This is a genomic window from Nitrosospira briensis (genome assembly GCF_900115125.1).
GTDB lineage: Bacteria > Pseudomonadota > Gammaproteobacteria > Burkholderiales > Nitrosomonadaceae > Nitrosospira > Nitrosospira briensis_A.
In genome coordinates this window covers 51018-67190 of sequence record NZ_FOVJ01000003.1, presented here as the reverse complement: position 1 = coordinate 67190, position 16173 = coordinate 51018, and the positions used below count along the sequence as shown (strand labels likewise).

Genomic DNA, 16173 nt, shown 5'->3' with positions numbered 1-16173 from the left:
ACTCCCCATGTTCGTTCTTCCCGCTGAACGCGGTTAGGTCAAGGCGAGGTCAACTCGGGATGAGCAAAATCACCTGAAACTGAACAGCTTATAAATCATGATAGTCCATCCGTAAAAATCCACCCGGTCAATTTGCGTCTGCGGGCAATTTACCGAACGAGTTTGTAGATTGTGCGTCCATCACCTGCTGAGTAAATGGGGGTCGAGGATCGAAAGTCGCCCCAGTCTTTTATCAGCCCAACAAATTCTTCCGGGGATGGATTGAAAAACGCCCCCTGCATCTGCGGCTCATCCAGGCGATGCGGCTCGAAGAACATGATATCTGCCCGAACGCGTTTCATAAACTCCTTGAGCCTTGTATAGCCAGTTTCGGTCTTTATGAAGTGGTGAAATATATTCAGGGCATTTACGATACCAAACCTGAATGTCCCAATATCGCGAAATAACTCTGCGGCGAGAACGTCACCTGCAACTATCTTAAAGCGCCGTTTTTCCGCCTGTGAGATTTTTCGGGCGGCATACGCGATATCAGGTTGATATTCGATACCAAAGCACCTGTATCCCAGGGCTTCGAGCTTGTGGCAGAAAAAACCGAGATTGCAACCGATATCCAGTGCAGTCTCCGTCGCGGCAGGAATATGTTGCGAGATCGCGTTCCACCTGTCTTCACAACCATGCTCGGATGGAATATCGCTCAGATCAAAATGGATCGGCATCTGATAGAGAAAACCTGCTTTGCATGCTCCACCGCTCCCGCGCGCCATCCGATGCATGAACTCACGAAAAACCTGCCACTCGACATGCCTGATCATTATCTGTACCGGGATTTCTTTAACACCGAGAACGCGCGCAATAGCAAGTCGATGGCGTCCGTCTTGAAATAAGGGAAAACCGTCACGGCTGATATTTATCAGAACTTCACTCTGGCCTAGCGAGGTATCTGCCCGGGACCGGTTGTCAAATTCCTTGCTTTCGCGATAGCCGTGCTTCACGATCGAGTCGATTAACCGATCGATCTTGTTGCAATGTTTATTGAAATCAGCGCGGTTCGTGCAACCCCAAACCTTTCGGCCCCCCTCTATCTGCCTAACGGCTACCTGATAGTATTCCGACGTTTCCCAGCTCTCCCCCTGCTTCATGCGCCCCTCGATTGCGGTACATATGCGCATGGAGGCGACCGGGTACTTCAATAGGTCCCACTCCCCGTCATGCACACGCTTCAGGCGCCCTGTTTGACGGAAGACCCAATCCTCCCAGTCAGAACTTTCATTCTTCAGGCAAGTGGCAAACTCGATTTGCTCAGGAGGCAGCCAATGGACAACGCGCGGATCGGGCAATGTCATGCCCCCGAAATGGTGCGTCAATTTACTTAGAGCGAGCTCTTTGCCCACCAGGACCTTACGTACGGAAGTTTTTATTATTCTGCCTTCATCCGGCAAGACTTCAAGAACGCCTCTTGCAAGTTTGCTAATTTTTTTCATTTCGACACCTAATAGTAAGATGCTAACAATTGCTTGAATCCCCGTAAGCAAAACGCCGACTCTCAAAAACCTCAATGCGTTAACAGCCGCTGGGTAAGGCTTATTTTAAAAATATTGATTCATATTGTCGCGCGACCATGTTCGCGAGCAGGCGGTAATCCCTGTTTTCGGCGACGTAGCGCTGGCCGGAAGCACGCATGTTGCTGCGACTCTGCCCATCCAGCTCCAACAATTCGCACACCGCATCCGCAAAATCGTCTGCAGTGTATGGTACACACCGACCAGCCCCGCTGGCGCTGATTACCGCAGCCTGGTCCGGGTTGTTGTTGCACACTACGGGAAGCCCGAAGGCAAGATACTCAGGCACTTTTGTAGGAGATGCGGAGTCCAGCAGGAAACCGGAGGGGAATGGTGAGAGGCCTATCTCCGCAGCTTTGACATAGCGCCAGGCTTCACGGGTGGGCAACCAACCGGTCCAGAGCACGTCATCGGCCACGCCCGCGTTCTGTGCCTGCCCCTTCAGCCATGCTCTATGCACATCGTCTACCGTATCGCCAGCCAATACTAACAAAGCCTGCGGCACTTGTCTTTTCACCAGTGCCAGCATCTCGAACAAACGTTCAATGCGACGTGGCCGTTCCAGCGTACCGAGATAAACCAGGACGCGCCGGCCCGCCAAGCGCGAGTTTGACGCCGGCACGATTTCTGCGGGAAGACAATCCTCTAAATGTATGCCCATTGGCACCGGCGTCATCCGCGCCGCCGCGATGCCTCGCGCGACCATATCCTGCTTCATCCGCTCGGATTGTACAAAAACATGATTTGCGCGTGGCAGAACAATGCGATACAGCACGAAGCGTCCCACCCGGCCGCAGGTCCAGGGGACAGCAAATTTTATCAACCCGGCCGAGAGACCGCGCTCGCGTGCCAGCGCGATCTGTCCTTCCGGTACGGGATATGACATCCAATAGAAAAATGGCAACCGTTTAAGCCGCGCCGTTAGCAGGCCAAAGACACCAAGTACCGGCATATCGCGCACCTGGATTGCATCATACCTGTCAGGAGTCGCGCCGAACAAATGGCGAAGACCATGCAGAAACATGGTGAGGCGCATCTTCACATTTCCCCCGGATACTTTGCAGAGGAAAGCCGCACCAGCCTCCCAGGGCACCGCTCCCTCACTGGCAGGCGTTTCGCCAGTCACGATGTCGGAATGAATACCATGATGCGGCAGATATTTGCCAAACAGAACTGCGACGTCGGCGCGGAAGGTCGGCCATGTTTCGACCGTAAGATAGAGCAGGCGAAAAGACACGCCCATCACCAAATGAAAAGCGGCCGCTTTATCAAGCAATTGATGCGATCTCGCTCGCCCTCCGCAAAAGGTTTGATGAGCCAGGCGATGAAAAGGAAGGCAACCATAACCATGGCAGCATGTACCAGCACCTGTAGCCACAGCGGGGACAGCGGCGGTAACCAGACCGTCCCGAGAAAACCTACCGCGGCCGCCGTGATGAGCTTGTAGAACCCAGCGAGGTCGGGACGGTAACCGGTGTAGCGCGCCAAATAGAAGAGAATTACCAGATTGAACAGCAGATGCCCTAACGCCAGCGCAATTATGGGAGCCCAGAGCCCTAGCCCAAGGTTTAGCAAACCCATCATCAGTGGTGGCATCAGCAATCCGCTCGCAGCCGCGCGGGGGCATAAACCGGCGTGCCCGGTCGCGACCGCCATGCTCTCCATAAGCTGGCGCTGGCTAAAGGGAATTAACGCCAGCATGAAGCCAAGAAATAGAAATCCGGTATCTGTAAAGCGCGCTCCCGAGAGCCAGCTGATCAAATCTGCTCCACCCACGGCAGCGAAGACGATTAGCGGCATAAGTCCGAACAGGCTCAGCTTGCCCGCCATGTTGGCATTGCGGCCAAGCTCTTTGATTCCGCCCCCACCCACGAAGGAAGCCACCAATTTGGGACGGATGAGGTTAAACAGCAGAGCAGCGGGAAGATAGTGCGCGACTTGAACGTAGAGGCTGCGCAAGAAACCGAATATTGCCGCCGCCTCCGCCCCGAGGGCACGCAATACTACCACCTGGAAGACCTGGGGGCTGTAAAGCAGCGTAAGCAGGTACGCGACGTACATGTTGAGACTGGTTCGCCACATTTCCGCCAGGCGAGGTTCCTCCCAATCAGGTTTGCTGGTAACACACTTCAGGCTCGCCAAATGCTTCCACAAACCGATGATTGCAAGGGACGTGCCAAGGAAGGATGCCACAAGCTCCGCGCGAACCACGTCAACCAGTTGCATATCATGGAAGAAGGAGGTCAGGAGCAGCAATGCAAAAAGCATTAATTGGCGGAGCACGAGACTGGACCGTACCACTCGCTGCTGCATCAAGGGGCTTAGCAAGCTTACAATTACCAAACGCCCGATGCCCTCGATATATAGTACCAGCAAGTAAAGGGTCGCAGCTTCCTGAAAAGCTGTTAGACCGGTCCATGACAGATAATGAGGCAAGCCCGCTCCCAGCAGTCCCGTAAAAATGGCGAGAGATACGGCCAGCCAGATTAGCAGGAGTCGCGCCAGCCTTTGAATCTTTGCGCCGGACGCGTGCAGGCGATAATCCGGCAGGTAGCGCGCAGCAAGCCAGGGCAGCCCCAGCCCGGAAATAGCAATCGCTAATTCCAGTTGAGCGACCAGCGTAACGTAAACACCATATTCCGTGACCGGTAGCAAGCGTACGATCCATAACAGGATAACGAATGTCATCACTGCGGACGCAATTTTTCCTGTCAGGAAATGCCAAATTTCGAGCCGGAGGGACACGCCGGAATAAGGGGACTTGCTTATCATGGGATTGTCCGCGATCCCATCGCAACGTGTCGGCGGTGCAGCCAGGCGAGATACCCTAGCAAGGCTGCGAAGACTATCTGAAAGCTAAGAGTTTCTAAAAGCGCCAGGCGATAGATCAGGTAAAAGGCAAATAGTACCAGGGACGCCTGGATGGCAGCCGCGTCCGCCCGTACAACGGCTTCCGTGGATTGGCGCCGCAAAGACGCGGCGGTGCGCCATGCGAGGACAAGGACGGAGAGGAACAGCGCGGTGCCGACGATTCCATGGTCCCATAGCAGGGTGGACATTGCGGTGAGGCCGACGCCAAAATGAGAATAGCGTCTCGCAATATGGCCGCCTGTGTGTTCGTGTGCGCTGCCCAGGCCATTGCCGAAGACGGGGCTTACGGGGTTGTCCAATCCCTGCTCGGCTGCCCAGAAAGAGAGCGATGACGTGCGATTCAGTTTCAACGCGCCATGACCCTTGTCGTAAACGTTATAGTCGAGGGTATTCGTTATCAGGTCGTCGAGTGAGTGATATTGCGTTGTATTGAGATAGGCGTAAGCCGCCGCAACCGACAGCAGGCCCCCGATGCAAAACCACAACAAGGCAAAATGGGGCCTTGATACTATTTCGCCGCGAAAGAGGATAAGGAACATCAAAGGGAGGAGAATGACAACAACTTTTGTTTCACCCATAAACAGCGGAGCCAGCACAATCGGGGTCAGGCAAAGTAGAACGCGTGCTCTCAGCACTTTTTCTCGACGACGTGCGAGCAAAAAGGCTAGAACGATAATGAGAAAAGTAGCCATCTCCGCGTTGGCGCCGCCCGAGTAAAGATGGGCGCCAAATGTTCCCGCCACGACGTCAATCGGTACCATGCCCGGATAGGCGTAACGAAGGCTCTCCCGCAAGGGAACAAGACTTATCAATTCATACACCGCAAACGGCAATTGCAACAGGGCGACAATAACGAATAGCTTCCGCCAGCGTTGAATATCGTTCTCGCTTATTGCCAGCCAGGTCAACGCGAACAGCAACCCGAAGACCTGAAAGTAACGCTTGAAGCCTCCAACGAATTCACCCAGGGAATACCACTGGATCAGCGAATTGAATATCGCGTAAAGCATGAAAGCCAGCGCCATCCAGACAAAGGCAGGAGTATTTAGCGCTACGCCCGGCTTGGTAATCATCCTGAACAAAGCGCTGATCATGAGTATGAAGCCGAGTATCGAGATGCCCCAAACGGCCTTGCTGGCAAGGTCGTCGGCCCAGATAGGTATGAGACCGGCCACTGTAAGTCCCAGCGCCAGTATCAGCCAGATATTCCAACTGGCTTTTGCCAGCAATAACGCGCCGATTAATAGCCCTCCAGCCAGGCCGGCGAAGATGGGACTGCCAGTCGCGGCGATCAAACCAAAGAAAATTGCCAGCAATGCTGCGCCAAGAAAAAGTCCAATAGAGACTGATAGGGGCTGGGAAGGCGCGCTGGTCAGGCTACGTGTGCTCATTCGTCACTCCGGAATTAGCATCTTCGAGCTCGAAGACTGGCTTTTTATAATTGCAATGCCCAATAAAATTACTATAGACCCTGCATAATCCTTCGCGGAGCATAATACGTCTCTTCCATCCCATCGCATTAATGCGGCTTGAGTCCATCAGCTTTCGTGGAGTTCCATCCGGCTTGCTGGTGTCAAAGACGATTTCGCCTGTATATCCTGCCACTTGTTTAATCATTTCGGCCAGTTCACCGATTGCAACGTCAACTCCTGCGCCGATGTTCAGTAAAGGTGCAAAACCCGGGGCGCCCGATTCAACACGAGTGCCGGAACGCCCGAGTAATTTGGCGTATTCGTCATCCCGCAGGCTCATCAGGAACACACAGGCATCGGCCAGGTCGTCGCTGTAGAGGAATTCGCGCCGGGGTGTGCCGCTGCCCCAAACCGTAACTGTCGTCGCGCCGTCGACCTTGGCTTCATGGACCTTGCGGATCAGTGCGGGAATAACATGACTATTGTTCAGGTCGTAGCTGTCCCCGGGACCGTACAAGTTGGCCGGCATGACGGCTAGATACTGGGTGCCGTATTGGCGATTATAGCTCCAGCACATTTCTATGCCTGCAATCTTGGCCAAGGCATAAGGACGATTGGTCGGCTCCAGCGGCCCGTTAAGCAGGTACTCTTCTTTGATCGGTTGTGGCGCGAACTTCGGGTATATGCAGCTTGAGCCGAGGTAGAGCAACCTCCTGACATTATTCCTGTACGCCTCATGAATGATGTTGGTCTGAATCATGAGGTTGTCGCGGATGAACTCGGCCGGGTATGTGTTGTTGGCGTAAATTCCGCCTGCCTTTGCCGCGGCAAGAAAAACGTGGTCGGGCTTTTCGTCGGCGAAAAATGCCTCTACGGCTTCCTGCCTGGTAAGGTCCAGTTCAGCATGGGTCCTAACTAAAAGATTGCGGTACCCCTTCTGCTCGAGGTTGAGCACGATCGCGGATCCGACGAGACCGCGATGACCAGCTACATAGATTTTGTCATCCTTGTCCATCGCTTCCTATTCGTGATAATCGTAGACGCCGAACCCGTGCTTTTTTACAAGCTCGTCGCGTTCCGCACTCTTGAGATCCTCGCGCACCATTTCGCTGACGAGCTCCCTGAAATTGGTCTTGGGGACCCAGCCAAGTTTCTCCCTCGCCTTGCTTGCATCACCACACAACGCCTGTACCTCTGTGGGGCGGAAGTAACGCGAGTCAACCCGGATAATGATACGTGACTCGGGGGCTGCGTGAACCTCCTCAAGTGCCCCGACTTCATTTATCCCCTGACCATGCCACCTTAAGCGCATTCCCAGCTCTTCAGCCGCAGTGTTGACGAAGTCGCGGACACTATGCTGAGTGCCGGTGGCAATGACATAATCTTCGGCCTGCTCCTGCTGAAGCATCAACCATTGCATCTCCATATAATCGCGAGCGTGGCCCCAGTCGCGCTTTGCATCCAGATTGCCAAGGTAGAGGCAGTCCTGAAGGCCAAGCTTTATACGGGTAAGAGCCCGGGTGATTTTGCGAGTAACAAAGGTTTCGCCACGAATAGGGCTCTCGTGATTGAAGAGAATTCCATTACATGCATAGATGCCATAGGCTTCGCGGTAGTTTACGGTAATCCAGTAACCGTAAAGCTTGGCAACCGCATACGGACTGCGCGGATAGAAAGGCGTGGTTTCCTTCTGGGGCGTTTCCTGCGCAAGACCGTAAAGTTCAGATGTGCTGGCTTGGTAAAAGCGCGTTTTTTTTTCCAGGCCGAGAATGCGGATCGCCTCCAGAATGCGCAGAGTACCAATGCCATCCGCATTGGCCGTATATTCAGGTGTTTCGAAACTGACTGCGACATGGCTCATCGCGGCGAGGTTATAAATTTCGTCAGGCTGAACCTGCTGTATCGTGCGGATCAGGTTGGTCGAATCGATCAGGTCCCCATAATGCAGAATAAGATTGCGTTGGGGAACATGCGGATCCTGATACAGATGATCTATACGATCGGTGTTGAACAGCGAAGAGCGGCGCTTTATTCCGTGAACGATGTAGCCCTTCTTGAGCAGGAATTCAGCTAAATAAGCTCCATCTTGTCCGGTTATGCCGCTGATAAGCGCGGTTTTTGTCATCGTTCAGTTGAGTTGCGCCATGCCATCCAGCTTTTTTCGATGTTCCGGTGTTAAAACGCCCAGCATCTGATCGATAAACCGGGTTTGCATTTCATACGCGCGAGTCGCTTCGCCATCGATGGAAGAAACACGTACCAGCATGCCGTCCGGAATCTTGCCCTTCAGGCCGTACCTCATTTCGGCGAGTTTCTTCTGGACGCCGCCTTGAAATACGAGATCACCCACTGTTGTCCAGTAGGTAACCGGCTCGTTGCGCTGGCCGAGATTCGTCAGAATACGGGTTACGGGAATTAACCCATTTTCTGTAGGCAAGGTGCCATTCTGTTTGCTTTGCAGCGAGAAACCCTGTGCAGGGTAGCAAACCTCGGGATAATGCATCTGCATCGAATCTCTCTGGTCGTCTCCATACGCAATCGCAAGCATGATGCGGTAGCCATGGTTGTTTATGTAAGTGCGACTGAGTGTCTGGGTATAGATTTTCTCGATCATTTCCTGCTGCTGCGGATCAACCATCTGCACCGAGTTGTGCTGCTCTTCGCTCCAATCCCCGAATGCATGCGGGATCATCGTTTCCAGATCGATGGCGGGCCCCTGATCTGCAATTTTCTGGGTAGGGCGCAAGGCCAGTGCAAGGCCTGACGCGGCGAGCATGAGAACCAGAAGTACTGAATTTCTGAACCACAGATTCATGTCAGGCTCCGCTCAAAGCGCTGCTACGGTCACCCCGCAGCTTGACGGTGAGCTGCAATAGCGAGTCCACTCCAATGATCAGCAGCAGAGCGCTAAGGAAGAGCACCATCCCGGCGAACCCATGCAAGAACCCCTGCCCGGCCTCATCGCCAAAATGATAGGTAATAAGCGTTAATACAATGACACGGATGACGTTGGCGGTAAAGGAGATAGGTACGATCAGAATGGCCAGGGCAACATTCCGAAACAAGGAATCGTGCCGGATAATGTTAAGGTAGAGCAGGCCCAGCGCTTCCAGTGTAAAAAGCGTGTGAAGACCCGCGCATGCATCTGCTACTAACAATTTGTATTGCCCAATCTGGAGAATAACGCCGGTACGGGCGATGGGATAGTCCGCCCAGAAAAGGATGGTTTCGGCCACGTAGGAAACTGCCATTTTCATGGGCATGGTCAAGGCATCCACTATTGCCGAGGGTAGGGGAATCATGAAAAGCATGAAAAAGAGCGGAAACCACTGCGCTTTTAGCGCGGCGCCCCCACGCATGAGCAAAAGGATGGCGGCAAGCAACCAGATGACCGAACCAATTTCGAAGAGCAGGATGTCTTGCGAGCGCCCTATTACATAGAGCAGCAGCCCAAAAATAAAAATGGGCCATCCGGTTGCCGGGGCAAGGGACTGTCCTTCACTCAAGCGCCACATTTCTGGCCACTTGCGATAAATGAGCCAGCAGGCAATGCCAAGTACAATAGGGCCATGCGCTTGCTGGTCGGTACCCCAGACGCCCCGAAAGAGATCGACCAGGCTGGGTAAATAAAGTACGATTAAACCCGCAATAATAGGCAACCAGATGGGTAACTGGTTGCGCCATCCCTCGGGCCGCGGGGTTTTTCTGCCGAATATAATTGAAGAATTGGTACTCATTTTGTTTTCGCAACGTTCACTATCTCGCTCCACCCGCATCATGGCCATGCTCCTCACGCTCGGGATCGTGGTCAGCTTGTTTGTAGGAGGAGCGCAACCTGTCGCCGTAAATCTGATACCTTCCCCCTGGGACAAGCTGGCCCACGGCGTTACTTTCGCCTTGCTGGCCTGCGCAATTGGCGTGGCAAGCGGACTGTCTGATTGGCAAAGGCTGATCCTCGCATTTTTCGGCTCGCTGCTGGTCGGTTTGCTTGATGAGTGGCATCAAGTGTATCTGCCCGGCCGGCAGGCGGGATGGCCCGATCTGATAGCGGATGTGGTGGGCAGCGCTCTCGGCACGGCATTGCTGGCGATGGAGAGAATATGGCGTAATCAGCACGATAGCAGTATTTGACGAATGGTTATGGCCCGGGTTTCTGTCCCCCTGGACTAGAGGAAAGCGACAAATATCCGGATACCGGAACTTGTTCGCGAGCAAGAAAATATTCGAACAGCAGGGGGGCAACTGCTGAAGCAGAGCCTTATCCCCTTCACCCTGCTTCGCTCAGAAGTCGTTCAGCACGCACCCCACCGGGGTGGTGCCGGTTTGCTGCAGACTCTTGGCCAACTCGGTTGTATCCGGCATTGAAGTACGGTCCTTGCGGGCCACTATAAGAGCAGCAGATGCGCGCGCTGCGATGATCTGGGCTTCGCCATATTCACGTGCAGCCGGTGTGTCGACAATAACCACGTCAAATTCCCGGCTCAGCGTTTGCATCAGCTCGGAAAAACCCGCGCGTCCAACCAATTCCTGCGGATTGGGGGGCACAGCGCCCGCCGGGAGTATCGAAAGCCCCAGCAACGAGGGCACGCGTGCGATTGCTTCTATACCCACTCGACCGGCAAGCACGCCGGACAACCCGGCATTATTGCCTAGTTTGAATAGCTCATGCTGCCGCGGCTTGCGCAGGTTGGCGTCGAGAAGCAAGGTCCGCTTGCCAAGCTGGGAGAAGACAATCGCAAGATTGGCAGCAATGAAGCTGCGTCCTTCCCCTGAGCCGGGGCTCAAAATGGCGAGCGAATTCAGGCCTGCTTCTGCGCCAAACCACCTCAACATAAGTTGGCTACGTAGCGCGCGCAGCTTCTCGACGACTGGACTGAACGGCTTATACGCGGCAACCAGTTGATAATCCAGGCTGTCGTCACCTGCGGGCAGGTAGAGGGTGTTAAATTGACGTGAAAGCGCAAAACGGACATCGTCTTCCGCAAGTAGGCCCAAGTCGATTGCCGTTTCGCCAAAACGCTTGCCCCTCTCAATTTGCAAGCGCAAAATGTGCTCCACGTTTTCTGCGGAGAGGCGTCCGGTATCGACAAGGATGGCTCCAATCGAACCTCCGGCGCCAGTTATCTGAGACTTGCCATAGATAGATGGGTCGCCTGGTCGCGCGGTCTGATTCCGTTTAAAAGCTTGGAAGCTGGCGCTTACGGGATTCATAGGCTGGTTCCATGTGGGGTTCAGCTGGTAGAGGTTCCCAGCTGCTTGGGTAGTTTTGGCAATTTGGGTAGTTTGGATACACTGCGACCCTCACTGCCGGGAATAACCGCAAGTACCGGCAAATCTATCGCTTGCACGAGATCTGTCGCCGAGCGTATACGACGGTTCATTAGTTCGAGCATCAAAGCAATCCCTACCCCGAGCAAGGTGCCGAGGAAAATGGAGATCAGCACATTGAGCAGGACTCTGGGCCGGGAGTGCTGAATTGGGATCGTGGCTGGATTGAGCATGGCGACGTTGGTCTGAACCGATTGACTTTCGAGGCGAGTGTGCGCTGCGCGCTGGCTCACGCCTTCAAACGTGCGCTGTGCCGCTTCGACGTCGCGCTTGAGAACAGCTATTTCGTCGCGCTCCCTGTTGAGTTCGAGCACACGTTTTTTCTGTATCTCCATCGCTTCTAGCAGTTCCTTTTCCTTTTGCTTGCCTACTTCGTAGGAGGTGCCGATACTGTTGGTGATTTGCTGAATTTCGCTGGCAAGCCTTCTCCTGAGCGAAGCAATCTCTGATTGCGTGCGCTTGGTTTGCGGATGATTTACACCGAGATTGACATTACTCTCCTGAAATTTTGCCTCAAGGCGTGCGAGGTCCGATTTAAGACTATTAACCAATGGGTTCTGCATCACCTCAGCCAGAGTTTCGGAGCTTGCCGATTTATGCTTGCTGCTGCTATCCGTAGTTTCTGCCTGCACGTTGGTTAATTGTGAGGAAAGTTCATTCAGCTTGGCAGTTTCATAATCAAGACGCTCTTCGGTAGCAACCACGCCGGTTTTTTGCTGATGTGCCGAAAGCGCCTCCTGGGCTTTTTCCAACTGCTCACGGACCGTTCTGGTTTGATCTTCAAACCATGAGGCGGACTGACGGGCAGGTGCGACCTTGAGATCAAGGTTGACATCGAAGTAGGCCTGGGCAAAGGCATTCGCGACGTTTGCGGCGAATTCAGGGTCCGCGCCCCTGAATTCAATATTGATGACATTGCTCTCGCGAGATGGTTTGACGTCAAGTTTCTCCTTTAGCAGATCAGCCAGCCAGGTGTGCAAATCGCCACTCCCGCCTGTTGCATCTATCCACTGCTCCCGAACAGCCGGGTTCTCGTCCATGCGGAGCAGCTTGACCACCCGCTGAGCTACACGGTCGCTGTTTATGATGTCTACTTGCGTTGCCATGTAGGCGGGAGCCGCCAAACCGGGCAATATCATGCCTCCGATAGGATCCGGCGATCTCACATCAATCACCAGGGCTGCGCTGGCGGTGTATTGCTTCGGTAACAACAAACTGACTACAAGAGTAGTTAGCACGGTAACCAATAGCGTGAAGAGAGCTACCTTGTAGCGCGCCCGCAGGATAAGTAGAAATTGTTGAAATGTCATTACATTACGACCATTATCAGAAAATACTTTCTCTAACGTAGATTATGTCGTTCGGCTGTACGATGTCGGTCATTTCAGGCGAAATCTTCTCGACATTGCCATCGGCGTTTTTCCGGTGGAGGCGCAACCACCATTCACTACCACGCTGGGTAGGACCGCCACCCTGGGCCAGGGCCTGCATGACTGTCATGCCGCGTTCGATACGGTAGGCTCCTGGACGCTGGGCTTCCCCATAAATATAGAACACCGGGGCGCGATGGACATAGATAGTATCGCCACCCGCAAGAATGATATCGTCCTCGGACTGCTCGTCGAGGTAGAGTGCAGGAATATCTATCAATTTACGAAAGGGCTGGCCGTTGCGTGAGCCCGTGACAATCGCGAAATCATCACCAGTCTGACTGGCGCCCCCCGCGGCGGCAAGCATATCGCTGACGCGGCTTAGGGTTTCAAGGGGAAAACGTCCTGGCCGGTTGACTTGACCCAGCACGCTTACCTGGCTGCCGCGCATCTGCAAGAGAATGATGTTGACCTGTGGTTGTTTGACAAAGCCGCCCTTCTTGAGCGCCGTGGCAATCTTCTGCTCCGCTGCCGCTACAGCAAGGCCGCCGACATCAACGGCTCCGACCAGCGGGTAAGTAATGGAGCCACTCTCGGACACGCGGGTTTCAGTCGTGAGGTCTGGATTCTGGAAGACCTGAATACGCAGCACATCTCCCGGCCCAAGGGGATAATCGTGATTGTCTTCCGCCAGCGCATTTGCGGTTGACAGGGCAAAGAAAAGAGTCAGTATTCGTATTAGAGCTTGCTTCATAGTTTCGGATTTCCTTATGCTTCGGGTAGTGGACAAATTTTTACTGCAAGCCGGCGACCCCATTTTCAACATTGATGTCAGCACCAGATTTCTGCGCACCGACGTCTGTAGCCTGTGCCACTGCGGGAACAGGAGCTTTTTGGGAGGCCACGCCCTTATCAGCGAATTCTCCCATATAGGTTATGTTTGCTTTGGCCTTCAACTCCTTGAACTCCTGCTTTGCAGCTTCCGCTGCGCGCTGATTGCCGAGAAACTGCTGGATGCGCGGAATTGCGGCTTCTTCCGACACTGGCACTGACTGCGCTGCGCCGAGCCGCATCAGGGTAACGGATTGCGGCCCCTGAATAACCAGGCCTTGGCCAACTTTGAGCGGATGTATTTTGGGCAGCAATTCGAGCGGGATCTGTTCGGCGGTTCGTGTTGCACTGCCAGCCGCAAATTTGATTCCCTTGCTCTTGAGCCAGTTGGCGACGCTTTCCATGGACTTGTCGGCATCTAGCATCTCTCTGAGCTCCCCGGCGATCCCGGCATCTGCGGGAACCACAATTTCCTGAATGTTGTAGACGCGCCGCTCGGCGAAGAGCTGCGGATTGTCCGAGTAATATTTCCTCGCTTCATCCACGCTAGGCTTCGGCATCGCGGCTGTCAACTGCTCAACATAGGCTCGAGCAAGAATTTCCCGCCGTGCATTTTCCACGGCCATAAGGACATCGGGTGAACGGTCTAGTTTTTTTCCGACGGCTTGCTCGACGGCAAGTTCCTGATCAATAAGCCGGTCGAGAATTTCCCGGCGAATTTTGGGCGCCGTTTCCGGTGCGGCGGCACCTGCGCCCGTGCGTGAAAGTACGTAGTTAATCTGGTGGACGGAAATCTCCCCGGAATTGACCTTCGCTGCAATCTGACTGGCAGGTTTCTCCGCCTCCTTGCTGCCACAGGCCGCGAGTCCCAGCGCAAGCAGCAGGGATAGTATTTGCGGTATACCTTTTTTCCGGCTGAGTTTCATATGGGCCTTGAGTGAAAAATGTGAGTACATATATATTCAGAAACCAGGTAGAACGGCCGCAACAACGACACCTATCAGCTTGATCCATCGTGCCACAAGATCATGGCACACTTTCCAGAGCAATCATCGTAACCGCTTCCCCCTTATTTGATCATTCAGCGGTCTCAACAAAAGAAGAGCAGCTCAAAGGAAAGAATATACACGATGCCGCCGGTCGTCAATTCGGTTTTCAGTGCGAATTTGACGACCTCGTCAGAAAACCTGCGATCGAAAGAATGCGCCTCATACTGATCTTCATCGCCCTCGCGCACTCTGCTGCATAGCCAAAAATTCTAATATATCAACCTTCCTGATCACGGTAGCGGAGGTAGCACTTGCAGCGCAATAGTCCATATGTACTATACCAATGAGTGCATCCAAATCGACTCTTGCTGCCCGGGATCTGGGGAAAATACGTACGGGATCATTGTTATCAATTTGCCGATGCAACGCGTGGCTTTCTATCTTCCGCGGTGTCAAAAGCTAAGCCTCGCGGACACGCTACCTGCGGTGCTATTGAAGTCAAATCCCCGGAAGTTGGAACTGCGGTGGTCCCTATGGAAGGCAGCGCTGAGAAAGAGTACCTTCAAAGGTTGCCAGTCCAAAGCGATCAGGCCGGAATGCATTGAATCGCTACGAACTCCCCCCGGAACCGGGAGGACTGCCCCCTCGAAATCGCTGAGGACATAATCGTAGCGCAGGCGCAATGCCGTTTTATCGGTAATTTGCCAGATTGGCGCTACCGTGAAGCGATCCGTCGCAATGAAACTGCTGGAAAAACGTTCAAAGGCAGGATGTCGAAAGGCAAACGGCGTGGTTTGGTAATTGGAGAGTTGGCGCGCCCAGCTGGCAGTGACGCGGGTCTTGCCTGTAATCGCCCAGTTTAGATTGAAGTTGCCTACGAAACCGGCGAAATCGCGCTGGGGAAAATGTACGTGTTCGCGCTTCAAGTAACCGGCGCGTGCGTCTATCGAAGCTTTGCCTGTAACGGGCCATGTCAGGTGAACCTGATGTTCCATTTCGTCGAACCGGGTATCGAGAAGACTCTCGACAATAGGTGCAGGTCTATCGATGAATTCTCCGAATCCGCTTCTTACCTTATAGGTAAGCTTGCTGCCTGAAGGAAAAGAATAACGGATGCCCCCTTCGACGGAAAAAATCTTGTTATTGAAGTCCTGCACGAGAAGCCGGCTGTTTTTCGCGATGCTGTGGTCAATACCGCCAACGATATGCCACGCCCTGTCAATTTAGAAGACCCCCTCGAAATTGAAATTGTCCCTGGTCCGCAGGTTGCGATTGGTGGAATTGTTTAAACCCGTCAGGTTCGCAAAATTGTTGAGCGCTTCGCTGTGGCTGGCGCTCAACCTGCCATGAATATAGGGAGTTAGATACCAGTGCCAGGCTGCCGTATAGTTTTTTCCGAGAAAGTTCAGATAATCAAAATTATTGTAGCGATTATCGATGAGGCTGCCATTGAACTCAAAACGCTGCATGGCATAAACCTTGTTTACTCCGAGTGTTACTGATGTGGTTATGATCTGGTCGGACCTCGTCGGCTGGCCGGTCAAAGCAGCCGGGTCAATGAGGGACGAAAGACGGAAAACATTGGTGTCATACGTGAATGTTGTGCCAACACTCACTTTGAAAAGCTCTCCTGGAAGTATTTTGGCTGGTTGCAGCATTCCCTGTTGGGCTGTGGCATGTTGCGCAGCCAACGAGAAATATAAGGGAACAATAAGTGCAAGGCAGCGGCTATAAGCGAGCCTTCGGCTACAACGAGGGGAAAGATTTATGAGCAATATTTTTTTCATTTTAGGTGCCTCTATCTTTTCCATGA

General features: G+C 53.5%; 15 protein-coding genes. 1 reads left to right on the top strand and 14 read right to left on the bottom strand.

Annotated elements, in window-relative coordinates:
• Positions 1 to 149 precede the first annotated feature (149 nt).
• The 8 genes from BMZ14_RS08410 to xrtB all read right to left on the bottom strand — a co-directional run bounded on the left by BMZ14_RS08410 (position 150) and on the right by xrtB (position 9579).
• Positions 150 to 1481, bottom strand: coding sequence for a methyltransferase domain-containing protein (locus tag BMZ14_RS08410; protein ID WP_074796704.1), 1332 nt, complete (start codon positions 1479 to 1481; stop codon positions 150 to 152).
• A gap of 100 nt (positions 1482 to 1581) precedes the next feature.
• Positions 1582 to 2835 carry a glycosyltransferase gene (locus BMZ14_RS08405; RefSeq protein ID WP_256208498.1) on the bottom strand — a complete coding sequence of 418 codons (1254 nt, stop codon included), beginning with the start codon at positions 2833 to 2835 and terminating at the stop codon, positions 1582 to 1584.
• Positions 2802 to 4331 carry a lipopolysaccharide biosynthesis protein gene (locus tag BMZ14_RS08400; RefSeq protein ID WP_074796700.1) on the bottom strand — a complete coding sequence of 510 codons (1530 nt, stop codon included), beginning with the start codon at positions 4329 to 4331 and terminating at the stop codon, positions 2802 to 2804. The genes BMZ14_RS08405 and BMZ14_RS08400 overlap by 34 nt, the downstream gene beginning before the upstream one ends.
• On the bottom strand, positions 4328 to 5821 hold the full coding sequence (locus BMZ14_RS08395; RefSeq protein ID WP_083396722.1) for a hypothetical protein: 1494 nt from the start codon (positions 5819 to 5821) through the stop codon (positions 4328 to 4330). Before BMZ14_RS08395 ends, BMZ14_RS08400 begins: the two co-directional genes overlap by 4 nt.
• Positions 5808 to 6857, bottom strand: a complete 1050-nt coding sequence (locus BMZ14_RS08390) for a GDP-L-fucose synthase family protein (RefSeq protein ID WP_074796698.1) — start codon at positions 6855 to 6857, stop codon at positions 5808 to 5810. The genes BMZ14_RS08395 and BMZ14_RS08390 overlap by 14 nt, the downstream gene beginning before the upstream one ends.
• A gap of 6 nt (positions 6858 to 6863) precedes the next feature.
• Complete coding sequence (gene gmd / locus BMZ14_RS08385) at positions 6864 to 7967, bottom strand: GDP-mannose 4,6-dehydratase (protein WP_074796696.1); 1104 nt, start codon at positions 7965 to 7967, stop codon at positions 6864 to 6866.
• 3 nt (positions 7968 to 7970) lie between these two features.
• On the bottom strand, positions 7971 to 8657 hold the full coding sequence (gene epsI, locus BMZ14_RS08380) for an exosortase-associated protein EpsI, B-type (RefSeq protein ID WP_074796694.1): 687 nt from the start codon (positions 8655 to 8657) through the stop codon (positions 7971 to 7973).
• Between the two features lies 1 nt (position 8658).
• The gene (gene xrtB / locus BMZ14_RS08375; protein ID WP_083396741.1) at positions 8659 to 9579 is read right to left on the bottom strand and encodes an exosortase B; all 921 of its coding nucleotides are present in this window, start codon (positions 9577 to 9579) and stop codon (positions 8659 to 8661) included.
• On the opposite strand from xrtB, the gene BMZ14_RS08370 reads away from it, so the two are divergent.
• Positions 9506 to 9973, top strand: a complete 468-nt coding sequence (locus BMZ14_RS08370; RefSeq protein ID WP_083396740.1) for a VanZ family protein — start codon at positions 9506 to 9508, stop codon at positions 9971 to 9973. The genes xrtB and BMZ14_RS08370 overlap by 74 nt on opposite strands.
• A gap of 150 nt (positions 9974 to 10123) precedes the next feature.
• Here the strand turns inward: BMZ14_RS08370 and epsG are convergent, their stop codons facing one another.
• From epsG to BMZ14_RS15455, 6 genes are all read right to left on the bottom strand, one after another.
• On the bottom strand, positions 10124 to 11053 hold the full coding sequence (gene epsG / locus BMZ14_RS08365) for a chain length determinant protein tyrosine kinase EpsG (RefSeq protein ID WP_083396721.1): 930 nt from the start codon (positions 11051 to 11053) through the stop codon (positions 10124 to 10126).
• A gap of 20 nt (positions 11054 to 11073) precedes the next feature.
• Positions 11074 to 12480: a chain length determinant protein EpsF gene (gene epsF, locus BMZ14_RS08360; protein WP_074796690.1), complete on the bottom strand. Its 1407-nt coding sequence runs from the start codon at positions 12478 to 12480 to the stop codon at positions 11074 to 11076.
• 16 nt (positions 12481 to 12496) lie between these two features.
• Positions 12497 to 13294, bottom strand: a complete 798-nt coding sequence (gene epsE / locus BMZ14_RS08355) for a polysaccharide export protein EpsE (RefSeq protein ID WP_074796688.1) — start codon at positions 13292 to 13294, stop codon at positions 12497 to 12499.
• A gap of 40 nt (positions 13295 to 13334) precedes the next feature.
• Positions 13335 to 14297 carry an EpsD family peptidyl-prolyl cis-trans isomerase gene (locus BMZ14_RS08350; RefSeq protein ID WP_074797043.1) on the bottom strand — a complete coding sequence of 321 codons (963 nt, stop codon included), beginning with the start codon at positions 14295 to 14297 and terminating at the stop codon, positions 13335 to 13337.
• A 515-nt stretch (positions 14298 to 14812) separates the two neighbouring features.
• Complete coding sequence (locus tag BMZ14_RS15460) at positions 14813 to 15517, bottom strand: outer membrane beta-barrel protein (RefSeq protein ID WP_256208496.1); 705 nt, start codon at positions 15515 to 15517, stop codon at positions 14813 to 14815.
• 66 nt (positions 15518 to 15583) lie between these two features.
• Positions 15584 to 16147 (bottom strand): porin family protein, encoded by a 564-nt coding sequence (locus BMZ14_RS15455; RefSeq protein ID WP_256208495.1) that lies wholly within the window; start codon positions 16145 to 16147, stop codon positions 15584 to 15586.
• Positions 16148 to 16173 lie beyond the last annotated feature (26 nt).

Excerpts from the sequence above, each read along its gene's own strand:
- BMZ14_RS08410 (WP_074796704.1), bottom strand. The coding sequence starts at position 1,481 with ATGAAAAAAATTAGCAAACTTGCAAGAGGCGTTCTTGAAGTCTTGCCG.
- BMZ14_RS08400 (WP_074796700.1), bottom strand. The coding sequence starts at position 4,331 with ATGATAAGCAAGTCCCCTTATTCCGGCGTGTCCCTCCGGCTCGAAATT.
- BMZ14_RS08395 (WP_083396722.1), bottom strand. The coding sequence starts at position 5,821 with ATGAGCACACGTAGCCTGACCAGCGCGCCTTCCCAGCCCCTATCAGTC.
- BMZ14_RS08390 (WP_074796698.1), bottom strand. The coding sequence starts at position 6,857 with ATGGACAAGGATGACAAAATCTATGTAGCTGGTCATCGCGGTCTCGTC.
- gmd (WP_074796696.1), bottom strand. The coding sequence starts at position 7,967 with ATGACAAAAACCGCGCTTATCAGCGGCATAACCGGACAAGATGGAGCT.
- epsI (WP_074796694.1), bottom strand. The coding sequence starts at position 8,657 with ATGAATCTGTGGTTCAGAAATTCAGTACTTCTGGTTCTCATGCTCGCC.
- BMZ14_RS08370 (WP_083396740.1), top strand. The coding sequence starts at position 9,506 with ATGGGTAACTGGTTGCGCCATCCCTCGGGCCGCGGGGTTTTTCTGCCG.
- xrtB (WP_083396741.1), bottom strand. The coding sequence starts at position 9,579 with ATGAGTACCAATTCTTCAATTATATTCGGCAGAAAAACCCCGCGGCCC.
- epsG (WP_083396721.1), bottom strand. The coding sequence starts at position 11,053 with ATGAATCCCGTAAGCGCCAGCTTCCAAGCTTTTAAACGGAATCAGACC.
- epsF (WP_074796690.1), bottom strand. The coding sequence starts at position 12,480 with ATGACATTTCAACAATTTCTACTTATCCTGCGGGCGCGCTACAAGGTA.
- epsE (WP_074796688.1), bottom strand. The coding sequence starts at position 13,294 with ATGAAGCAAGCTCTAATACGAATACTGACTCTTTTCTTTGCCCTGTCA.
- BMZ14_RS08350 (WP_074797043.1), bottom strand. The coding sequence starts at position 14,297 with ATGAAACTCAGCCGGAAAAAAGGTATACCGCAAATACTATCCCTGCTG.
- BMZ14_RS15455 (WP_256208495.1), bottom strand. The coding sequence starts at position 16,147 with ATGAAAAAAATATTGCTCATAAATCTTTCCCCTCGTTGTAGCCGAAGG.